The organism is Endozoicomonas sp. ONNA2, from assembly GCF_024606365.1.
GTDB lineage: Bacteria > Pseudomonadota > Gammaproteobacteria > Pseudomonadales > Endozoicomonadaceae > Endozoicomonas.
Map to the genome: position 1 here is coordinate 1 of NZ_JAHHPO010000922.1, position 4,293 is coordinate 4,293.

General features: G+C 42.7%; 2 protein-coding genes. Both read right to left on the reverse strand.

The features are described from left to right. Positions 1-275: 275 nt before the first annotated feature. The gene (locus tag KDK14_RS16375) at positions 276-2,171 is read right to left on the reverse strand and encodes an ankyrin repeat domain-containing protein (RefSeq protein ID WP_257266248.1); all 1,896 of its coding nucleotides are present in this window, start codon (positions 2,169-2,171) and stop codon (positions 276-278) included. Positions 2,172-2,528: 357 nt separating this feature from the next. Then, entirely contained in the window at positions 2,529-4,193 is a 1,665-nt protein-coding gene (locus KDK14_RS16380) for an ankyrin repeat domain-containing protein (protein ID WP_257266249.1), read from the reverse strand. Positions 4,194-4,293 lie beyond the last annotated feature (100 nt).

The window sequence follows — 4,293 nt, forward strand, 5'->3', positions numbered from 1 at the left end:
TCGTTCGCAGAAGCTAAAGAAAGAATGGACAATAGTAATATCAGGAAGAATTCCTTAATGGCTATTCTCGGACAGCCTGCCGGGAAGCGTCGATATTGCTTTTTATTCGATATAAAGAGAAAACTTCATAGAAATAAACTTCAGTAGTTAACCAGTTGCTTTTGTATCAATCAGTAACAAGTCGGTCAGTTGTAATAACACTGTTATTATTTGGTGCTTCCGGCTAAAACTTCGACCGCTTAGATATACTCTGAACCCTTGAAAATAAACGCTTCTCAGCGTTTTCGATCATACTGGAGAAACGCTTTCACTTTATGCGTTAACCCGCTTAAAGTGCGTTGCCTGGCGGCTGCTTCAGCTCTACCCTCTTCCGCTGCTTTTGCTTTCCTCACATCGGCTCCTCGCACATCAGCCTTATTTTCTTTCATTAAAGATCTGATCTTCTCTTTTTCTTTTGGAGCATCCCAGTCAAATTTTATGCGATCAAAAGTACGATCATAAGCTGTCTTCTTATCATCATCCAGAATGCTGAAATCGGCCTTTCGCTCCAGCAGTTCAGCAACTATCTCTAACTCACCCTCACGGCATGCAATGTGGAGGGCTGTTCTCCCTCCATATCCTCGGGCATTGATGTCAGCTTTTCCGTTTTCAAGCAAGTCGACAAGGATATCCTGTCGATCTGCCAAATTTTCCTTGTAGTAACCTTCGTACGACACGGCATAATGGATAGCTGAATCCCCATGTATATCTGGTGAATTGGCGTCAGCGTGTCTGCTCACCAGCTCTCTCACTGTATCTTTCTGGTCCGCTAAAGCTGCGTAGTGGAGGGGGGTATATTTGTCTTTTTCATTTTCCCATGCATCAATTTTAGCCCCACGTAATATTAGAGAGTCGAACAGTTTCCATTGCCTGTTTCGTGCGGCATACGCAATCGGCGTTCCACCTTTAGAGTTACAGGGGGCGCTAACATCAAGTCCGTTATTGTCCAGAATCTCCAGCATTTTTGCTGTGTTTTGGCCATTGGTCCATGCGATTTCCAGAGCCATCTTGCCACTGTTGGTCCTGGCGTACTTATCGGCCCCATTCTCAAGCAGGTAGCTAAAGGTGTCCAGCTGACCATTTTTAGCCGCAAAGTGGAGTGGCGTTATCCCATATTTGTCCCGATGGTTGATGTCAGCCTTGTTGACAATCAAGGTATTCATAAAATACTTGATGGTATCAAGCTGACCATCGGCACAAGTGAGATAGTAGAGTGGCGTCCTGCCATCGCTATCCTGTGCGTTGACGTCCGCGTTATGCTGAAGCAACTTATCCAGGATTTCCCGCTGGCCAGATTCAGCCGCAAGGTGAAGAGCAGTCCTCCACTTATATTTGACACTGGCGTTGATGTTTGCCCCATGCTTCATCAGCATGTCAATGATCTCCGGCTGAGCCAGACGAACCGCAAGGTGAAGTGCTGTTCCATAGTCGTCGATCTGATCATCAGGATTGACACCTTTGGCAAATAAAAATTCCACCAGCTCCCACTTTTGCTCCCTGGCCGCATGAACAAGCATTGTTCCCCCGGAAAGATCACAAACAGCATTAACATTGAATCCGGCATTTACCATAAAAGGGATCAGGGGCGTAATGGAGCCTTTTTGGTGTACACACTCCATTACGGTAACACCAGATTCAGCTATGGCGTTAACGTCAGCATTAGCCTCGTTAACAAGTAGTTCCATGATTCTTTGATTGCCACGTAAAGCGGCAAGATGGAGAGCGGTCTTCTTGTGACTGAGTCTGGTTTCGGCGTTGACATCGGCCCCTTTATCAATCAGGGCGCGAATATCGTCATTCGTCAGATCCTCCAGGTTCTTGGTGTACATGATTGCATGGTGGAGTTCTTTAGTTGCTTTTTTTATGTGGCCGGTTTGGTCATGAGCTTTCACCCCGCCATTGGTGACAGACTTGTTTTGACAAAGAGACTCGGTTTTAGTCTCAACTGCACGCTTGCAAATAGGGATTTGGCCGGTCAAGGATGGATCAATAGACGATGAGTGAGTGCGGTGTGTAGTGGGAGCCAGGGAAACTGATAAGCTGCCAGGCTGTGTAGAATCATCACAGACTTCGTCATTGGTTAATTGATGATAAGCCGGGCTTGCAGGTCTGTCTGGTGTCGAAATGTTCATATTGAAAACTTTTGTTTAGTACTTCGCTGCTATTTGCCACACAACGCAGTATTTTTGATTGGTTAAGCAAACCAAAATAAGTTGCGTGTTCCTTGTTAATCTATGTAGACAAAAAAAAATGATAAAAGTTGCACAGAGCAAAATATTTTTCATGTCCATTAAAATAACTGCAGTCCCGGACACCTGTTTTTACCAGGTATTTGCTCATGGGAAAGTCTGTGAGGGCTTCAAGAAAAGCAGGGTCATCTATGCTCTGCTCCGTTCCCAAAAGGGGAACCATTGTCAGGTCTTGAATCTTGAATGTGTTTAAAAAGGAAGGCCTGACCCTGATTTTTTTTCAGTCTGATTTATTGGAAATTAACCTGCGGATTCCGATTCCTTAACTTTCTCACATATAACCAGCAAATTATGAAAATAATCTTTCAACTTCGAGCATGTTGTCATGCCATCCATCATGAAATTGTAATTAAGAAACATATTGACAAATTCATCATTAAGATCCAAAAAGTAGTTATTAAAACTTTTCAGTGCTGACACTATCTTTTCTTGAAGCTTGGTAGTATCTGCATTATCAATATCACTGAGTAAGCGTGACTTTATTTCTTCCATATAGGTTGTTGCTGCATTATATTTTTCAAATGAGGATTTACAAGATTCCTCCTGACCAAACACAAAGTTTAATACAAGTAACGAACTTAGCGATTGACAGAGAAAATGTTTCATTGATTTAATCTGATCAAATTCAAAAGGATCGGTTTGAAAAGCAACATATTTTAATAAGTATTGTCCAGCATAATGATACTTCAGGGATTGGGCATCAACTGTTGTACCTTTAGGTGTGCGATAATAATTACAAAAAACCTCAACAAGCTCATTTGGTCTATTATAAAAATCTAATCTATCCAAAAAACATACAGTTTCAAACAGTGTAGGAAAGCGATTATCTTTTTCAGGCGTCCTATTGGCTGATTCAATCTTGTTTCCAATATTAGTTGAAACTGAGCCAGCAATACTATCAACATCAGACAGACCATAAAAATTCGGCTTGTGCATATCAGCTTTGTGTTTTAGTAAAAGATTGGCAGTCTCTGCTGAAGAAGCTCTGGTGCTAACCGCTATCAATAATGGAGAAGCCTGAAGTGGATTAGCCGGATCAACGCTGTTCGGATTTCCACCATTTGTGAGTAGTTGCTCAAGAATAGTGACGTTACCAGATTTTACTGCAAACATAACAGGCGTATAATAACTGGTACTGGTTGATGGTTTTGTTTCTTGCTCTCCAAAGTTGCCGACAAGTCTGAGGGGTATGTCGCTCTTCCCGGAAAAATCTCCAGTGCAACAAACTTTGTAGTTGGGATCAGCTTTGCACTCCAGAAGTAATTTCGTGATTTCAGTATGACCCGATTCTACGGCTACCATCAAAGCAGTAGCGCCATCTCCCCTGGGTTTATCAGGATCAAAATATTTGGATTTGGTCATTTCTTGAATGACTTTCCCTTGATTTTCCTGTGCAGCAATCGCTAGTGCATGACACTGACAGGTTGACAATGGATTGATTTCACAGGGATCTGCCTGATGGCTGATCAATGCTGCAACTACTGCTGCACAGCCATGTCGGGCAGCATATATCATCGGAGTATCATTTTTTTCGTTGAATGCCAGTGAGCTTTTGAACCACTTGTCCCGTGTCGTTTCATCAGTATTGGATAATAAGCGAGCAAGCTCTTCGCCATCATCCGCGTTGCACAGACTTTGAAAGCGAGAGGTTAAGGTAACCTGTGTTATTTCAGCAGCTGAGCTGGTTTGTGATGAATCGCCGGGAATTTCAAACTCTGCTATTTGTAAACCAGGGAACTCATGTTCCACGTCAACAATGGTTACAGTGCGGCAGGGCAAAGATACGTTATCAAGTGCCGAATACCGACTCTTTTTAGCAGGAATCAGAGGGTCTCCCGTATCCATCATCTCATCCGTTTTGCTTTGCGGGATGCTACCGGGTTGAACGGTTTTCGTAAAAGACATTGAGTAATTGCAGTTGTACATTTTTAATAACCCCCAAGTTAACTGTAACCTGAATCCGTAAGGTTTTGATTGCACCGGAAGAATTTTACCAATTTAATAT

Bases quoted from the DNA above. Each gene is read 5' to 3' on its own strand.
- KDK14_RS16375 (WP_257266248.1), bottom strand. From the start codon at position 2,171: ATGAACATTTCGACACCAGACAGACCTGCAAGCCCGGCTTATCATCAA.
- KDK14_RS16380 (WP_257266249.1), bottom strand. From the start codon at position 4,193: ATGTCTTTTACGAAAACCGTTCAACCCGGTAGCATCCCGCAAAGCAAA.